The 5,930-nt window shown below is 65.2% G+C and carries 6 protein-coding genes; 3 read left to right on the top strand and 3 right to left on the bottom strand.

Annotated elements, in window-relative coordinates:
- A partial coding sequence (locus CC207_RS05960) for a DUF6124 family protein (RefSeq protein WP_088851727.1) occupies nucleotides 1-256 on the top strand: 256 nt, incomplete at its 5' end.
- Nucleotides 257-346: 90 nt separating this feature from the next.
- Entirely contained in the window at nucleotides 347-1,258 is a 912-nt protein-coding gene (locus tag CC207_RS05955) for a LysR substrate-binding domain-containing protein (RefSeq protein ID WP_028688635.1), read from the top strand.
- A gap of 78 nt (nucleotides 1,259-1,336) precedes the next feature.
- Here the strand turns inward: CC207_RS05955 and CC207_RS05950 are convergent, their stop codons facing one another.
- The 3 genes from CC207_RS05950 to ycaC form a co-directional block, all read right to left on the bottom strand.
- Nucleotides 1,337-3,307, bottom strand: coding sequence for an amidohydrolase (locus CC207_RS05950; protein WP_143496081.1), 1,971 nt, complete (start codon nucleotides 3,305-3,307; stop codon nucleotides 1,337-1,339).
- A 66-nt stretch (nucleotides 3,308-3,373) separates the two neighbouring features.
- Complete coding sequence (locus CC207_RS05945; RefSeq protein ID WP_088851726.1) at nucleotides 3,374-3,940, bottom strand: antibiotic biosynthesis monooxygenase; 567 nt, start codon at nucleotides 3,938-3,940, stop codon at nucleotides 3,374-3,376.
- Nucleotides 3,941-4,065: 125 nt separating this feature from the next.
- The gene (gene ycaC / locus CC207_RS05940; RefSeq protein WP_028688638.1) at nucleotides 4,066-4,695 is read right to left on the bottom strand and encodes an isochorismate family cysteine hydrolase YcaC; all 630 of its coding nucleotides are present in this window, start codon (nucleotides 4,693-4,695) and stop codon (nucleotides 4,066-4,068) included.
- Nucleotides 4,696-4,953: 258 nt separating this feature from the next.
- Here ycaC and CC207_RS05935 point away from each other — a divergent pair.
- Nucleotides 4,954-5,930, top strand: a 977-nt coding sequence (locus CC207_RS05935; RefSeq protein ID WP_088851725.1) for a mechanosensitive ion channel family protein, incomplete at its 3' end; no start/stop codon positions are given.

Below are 5,930 nucleotides of genomic sequence, written 5' to 3'. Positions count from 1 at the left end.
CCCCGACACCCGCCACCACCCCTTCGGCAAATGCGACGCCGGCCACCCACCGCTGTTCGCGGTCAACCCCAATATCAACGCCCACGACGCCCTGGTGCATGTCGCCGAGTACCTGCGCAGTGCCTACAACGTCGGCTACAAGGCGCTGGAGCATATGGATGAAACCGGCAGGAGCCTGTTGTGGGCCAGCCTGCATGGCATCGAGATGGCCGAAGGCCTGACGGAGGCAATGCTGGAGGGAATCGAGTCGTCCTGAGCGACATTGGCTTGAAGGGAGTTGGATAAGGGCCACCATCGCCCGGTAGACTGCGAGCCATTGTCCCCGGCGCGCTGCGGAGATCGCCCCTTGGAAGACCTCAACTCCCTCTACTACTTCACCCAGGTGGTCGAGCACGGTGGCTTCGCCCCGGCCGGACGGGCGCTGGACATGCCCAAGTCCAAACTCAGCCGGCGCATCGCCGACCTGGAGGAGCGCCTCGGCGTGCGCCTGCTGCACCGCACCAGCCGGCACTGCTCGCTGACCGAGATCGGCCAGGCCTACTACAACCGCTGCCTGGCCATGCGCGTGGAAGCCGAGGGCGCCGCCGAGATCATCGAGCGCAACCGCAGTGAGCCACGCGGGCTGGTGCGCATCAGCTGCCCGACCACCCTGCTCAACTCCTGGGTCGGGCCGATGCTGACCCGCTACATGCTCAAGTACCCGCAGGTGGAGCTGTTCATCGAGAGCACCAACCGCCGCGTCGACCTGCTGCATGAGGGCTTTGACGTGGCACTGCGGGTGCGTTTCCCGCCGCTGGAGAACACCGACATGGTGATGAAGGTGCTGAGCAACAGCACCCAGTGCCTGGTCGGCCACCCGTTGTTTCTCGAACAGCTTGCGCAAGGCTTTGATCCGCAGCAGCTCAGCGAGCTACCCAGCGTCCATTGGGGCGGCGCCCAGCGTGAATACCAGTGGGAGCTGTTCCAGGGTGAGGACATGAGCCGCAGCCTGGTGATCCCACATAAACCACGGATGGTCACCGACGACCTGTTCGCGCTGCGGCATTTCGTGGTGGCGGGCGTGGGGATCGCGCACCTGCCCAGGGTGGCAGTGCGCGAGGACCTGGCGGCGGGGCGGTTGGTGGAGATGCTGCCAGGCTGGCATCCGCGTTGCGGCATCGTGCATGCGATCTTCCCGTCACGGCGGGGGTTGCTGCCGTCGGTGCGGTCGTTGATCGATCATCTGGCGGAGGAGTTCGCCATCAGCGACATGGCGTAGCACGCCATCGCGGGGCCAGCCCGCTCCCACGAAGCCCTGTAGTCTCGGTGGGAGCGGGCTTGCCCCGCGATCAGGCCATCAGAACGCGAAGCAGGAACAACCCAACGCACCCCAGAAGCCCTGGTAATCACTCACCGGCACACTGGAATGCCGCGCCTTCTCATGGCTGTGGGCATGCACCCCGCACGGCCCGACGCACTGGTGCAGCGCCGCCGCCATCGGCGCACCGGCGCGCCAGTGCCCCGGCACCTTGGCCACCGGCGACCACTCCGGCAACACCGGCACCTGCGCAGGGCCAAGCTTGTCGAACTCGGCGGCGCCGTACACCACCTTGCCATCAACGATGGTCAGCACCGACTCGATGCCCTTGATCGCCTCTTCATCGACGCTGAAGAAGTCCAGCGACAGCGCCGCCAGGTCCGCCAGCTGGCCGACCTTGATCTGCCCCTTCTTGCCCTGCTCGCTGGAGAACCAGGCGCTGCCATGGGTGAACAGCTGCAGCGCGGTCTCGCGGCTCAGGCCTTGCGGATACAGTTCCAGCCCGCCGACGGTCTTGCCGCTGACCATCCAGTACAGCGAAGTCCACGGGTTGTAGCTGGAGACCCGGGTAGCATCTGTCCCCGCCCCCACCGGCACGCCCATGTCGAGCATGCGCTTGATCGGCGGGGTGTGTTCGGCGGCCTTGGCGCCATAACGCTCGACGAAATACTCACCCTGGAAGGCCATGCGGTCCTGGATGGCGATGCCACCGCCCAATGCCCGGACCCGCTCGATGTTCTGCGGGGTGATGGTTTCGGCATGGTCGAAGAACCATGGCAGGCCATTGAACGGGATGTCGCGGTTGACCTTCTCGAACACATCGAGCATGCGCGAGATCGACTCGTCGTAGGTGGCGTGCAGGCGGAACGGCCAGCGCTGCTCGACCAGGTGACGCACCACCGGCTCCAGCTCCTGCTCCATGGTCTGCGGTAGGTCCGGGCGCGGCTCGAGGAAGTCCTCGAAGTCGGCGGCGGAGAACACCAGCATTTCGCCGGCACCGTTGTGGCGGAAGAAGTCGGTGCCGTCGCCCGGCTTGACCTTCTGCGTCCAGTTCTTGAAGTCAGCCAGTTCTTCCTTGGGCTTCTGGGTGAACAGGTTGTAGGCAATGCGCACGGTCAACTGGTTGTTGTTGGCCAGCTCCTGGATCACCTGGTAGTCGTCCGGGTAGTTCTGGTAGCCGCCACCGGCATCGATCGCGCTGGTCAGCCCGAGGCGGTTGAGCTCGCGCATGAACTGGCGGGTGGAGTTGACCTGGTACTCCAGCGGCAGCTTCGGCCCCTTGGCCAGGGTGGCGTAGAGAATGGTGGCGTTGGGCCGGGCGATGAGCATGCCGGTGGGATTGCCGAACTTGTCGCGCTGGATTTCGCCGCCTGGGGGATTGGGCGTGTCCTTGGTGTAGCCCACCGCCCTGAGCGCGGCGCGGTTGAGCAGCGCACGGTCGTAGAGGTGCAGCAGGAACACCGGGGTGTCCGGCGCGGCCTGGTTGATCTCTTCCAGCGTGGGCATGCGTTTCTCGGCGAACTGGAACTCGTTCCAGCCGCCGACCACGCGCACCCACTGCGGGGTCGGCGTGCGCTCGGCCTGGTCCTTGAGCATGCGCAGGGCGTCGGCCAGCGACGGCACGCCTTCCCAGCGCAGTTCGAGGTTGTAGTTCAGGCCACCGCGAATCAGGTGCAGGTGCGAGTCGTTGAGGCCGGGGATCACCGTGCGCTGCTTGAGATCGATGATCTGCGTGGCGGTCCCCTTGTGGGCCATGGCTTCGGCGTCGCTGCCCACGGCGAGGAACTTGCCGTCCTTGATGGCGACGGCGCTGGCGTTGGGTTTCTCGCGATCAACGGTGTGCAACTTGCCATTGAACAAGATGAGGTCGGCGTTCATGGGATCTCCTGAAAGGGCGGCACGGGCGGAATCGGTGAACGGCAATGCGCTCCACAGCGCGCCGGCGGCACCGAGCACGGTGCTGGTGGCGAGGAACTTGCGGCGGCTCTGGTCGGTAGGGTCCTGGCTCATGGTGCTCTCCGTCCGGGTGGGTGATCGGCAGGCGGTTGAAGGCTAGCAATGGATCACGGCGGGCGCTCAGCGGCGCAACCAGCCGGCACAGCGGCGCGTCACCCAGGGCATGATGTAGAACACCACAGGTAGGATGACGAACAGGTTGGTGACCAAGTTGCCGGTGATCTGGCCACCCAGCAGCGAATAGCGAGCAAACAGCGGCGCCAGCAGCTGGGGAATGACCAGGGTCATCGGGCAGATCACCAGGTAGGTCAGCAGGGCCTGTTTCCAGCGCGGCGGTTGCGCGGCGCCGACGCTGGGCGGGGTGAACCAGAACTCCGGGTCATCGTGCACCTGGGTCTGGTCGCCGTCTTCCAGCAGTGGCAGCACTTCACTGATCAGCGCCTGGCGCTCGGCAGAGTTGACCCAGGCCTGCAGCAGGCCGGCGTCGGCGAAGCGCACCACGGTGGTGAAGTGGCGGCCGCCGTCGTCCGGGCGGATGACATTGACGTCCAGATGACCGGGCTGTTGACGAGCGGTAGTCACGGCGCGCTTGAGCCAGGTTTCGTAGCGCGCCAGCGCCTGGGCACGGACCTTGTGCTGGATCACCAGCGTGACGACGCTGCGGTTGCCTTCGGTTGCGGTGTTCATCGCTGTCATTCCCTGGAGATGAGCTGGCCTGCATCCACTGTGCAACAGCAGACGAGCGCTGGATTGGATGGGTGTGCTGCCTTGCCTGGCACCATCGCCCTCGCGGGTGCCAGGCTGGCGGCGGCTTACTTGCCGGCGGTCAGGGCGTTGTAGCTGGTGATCAGGTTGCGGTAGTCCGGGATGTGGTTGGAGAACAGCGCCGCCAGCCCTTCGACATCGTTGCGCCAGTCGCGGTGCAGCTCACAGGCCACGCCGAACCAGGTCATCAGTTGCGCGCCGGCCTGGCTCATACGGTTGTGGGCCGCGTCGCGGGTCATTTCGTTGAAGGTGCCGGAAGCATCGGTGACCACGAACACCTCGAATTCCTCTTCCAGAGCCGCCAGCGCCGGGAAGGCCACGCACACTTCGGTCACCACGCCGGCGATAATCAGCTGTTTCTTGCCAGTGGCCTTTACTGCCTTGACGAAGTCTTCGTTGTCCCAGGCGTTGATCTGGCCTGGGCGGGCGATGTACGGGGCATCCGGGAACAGCTCTTTCAGCTCCGGCACCAGCGGGCCGTTGGGGCCTTGCTCGAAGCTGGTGGTGAGGATGGTCGGCAGGTTGAAGTACTTGGCAAGGTCGGCCAGGGCCAGCACGTTGTTCTTGAAGCGGTCCGGCTCGATGTCGCGGACCAGGGACAGCAAGCCGGCCTGGTGGTCGACCAGCAGTACGGCGGCGTCGTCTTTGTTCAGGCGGTTGTATTTGAAGTTGTTCATTGCCGGTGCTCCTTGGGTTTCGATCTTCAGTGGGGTGGGTGTTTCGCGTTGATGGGAGAAGATTAAAACCGGAACCTTTGTGGCGGTAGATAGCGAAATTTGGCTGTAGCGTTCTATTTTACGAACGATGGATAGGCGCCACGTTTTCTGGCCTTATCGCGGGCTTGCCCCGCGATTGCGATACCCGCAGACAGCCATTGCCCGCTACCCCAACCTGCTCTATTACTACCCACAGCCCTCCCCCGCACCGAGACCACCATGCTGGCGTTCATCCAGTCATACCCGCTGTTGCTCGGCACCTTGCTGATCCTGCTCGACCTGCTGCTCTGGCAGCTGATTCCGCTGCACCACCGGGCTTGGCGCATCGCCACGCGGCTGGTGTGCTTCCTGGTGTTTAGCTCGGTGCTGCTGACGGCGGGCATGAGCCCGCTGCAACCGCCGCCCTGGGCCGACGATGTGCCGCGCAACCTGATGGCCACGGTGCTGGCGATCGGCTGGTGGCTGTTCGCCGCGCGCACGGTGACGGTGGTGTTCGGCCTGCTGCTGGTGGCACGCGGCAGCCACGGCGGGCGCCTGCTGCAGGATGTGGTCGGGGCGTTGATCTTCCTGGTCGCGGCGGTGGCGGCGGCGGCCTATGTGATGCAACTGCCGGTCAAGGGCCTGCTGGCGACCTCCGGGGTGATGGCCATCGTCATCGGCCTGGCGTTGCAGAGCACCCTGGCCGACGTGTTCTCCGGCATCGTGCTGAACACCACGCGGCCCTACCAGATCGGTGACTCGATCTCGATCGACGGCACCGAGGGCAAGGTGGTCGACATCGACTGGCGCGCCACCCGCCTGATCACCGGCAACAGCAGCCTGGCGGTCATCCCCAATTCAGTGGCGGCCAAGGCCAAGATCCTCAACTTCAGCCGCCCGGCCGAGGTGCATGGGGTGTCGATCAGCGTGGTGGTGCCGGCCAAGGTGCGTCCGCAGCGGGTGTTCGATGCGCTGGAAAAGACCCTGCAGGGCACCAGCATCCTGCTCGACAAGCCGGCGCCCAAAGTCACGGTGAAAGCTTCGAGCCTGGAGTCGGTGGAGTACGAAGCCAGCGGCTTTATCGCCGAGATGTCGCGCAAGACCGAGGTGCGCAACCAGCTGTTCGACCTGGCCCACCGCCACCTGGAGGCCAGCGGCGTGACCTGGAACACCGAGCTTGGCGCCCCCGTGCGCAGTCGCCAGCGCGAACTGCTGGA

This window comes from Pseudomonas sp. DrBHI1 (genome assembly GCF_002205115.1).
GTDB classification, from domain to species: domain Bacteria; phylum Pseudomonadota; class Gammaproteobacteria; order Pseudomonadales; family Pseudomonadaceae; genus Aquipseudomonas; species Aquipseudomonas mosselii.
This window is presented reverse-complemented; position numbering and strand designations above follow the sequence as displayed.

Bases quoted from the DNA above. Each gene is read 5' to 3' on its own strand.
- CC207_RS05945 (WP_088851726.1), bottom strand. From the start codon at position 3,940: ATGAACACCGCAACCGAAGGCAACCGCAGCGTCGTCACGCTGGTGATC.
- ycaC (WP_028688638.1), bottom strand. From the start codon at position 4,695: ATGAACAACTTCAAATACAACCGCCTGAACAAAGACGACGCCGCCGTA.
- CC207_RS05950 (WP_143496081.1), bottom strand. From the start codon at position 3,307: ATGAGCCAGGACCCTACCGACCAGAGCCGCCGCAAGTTCCTCGCCACC.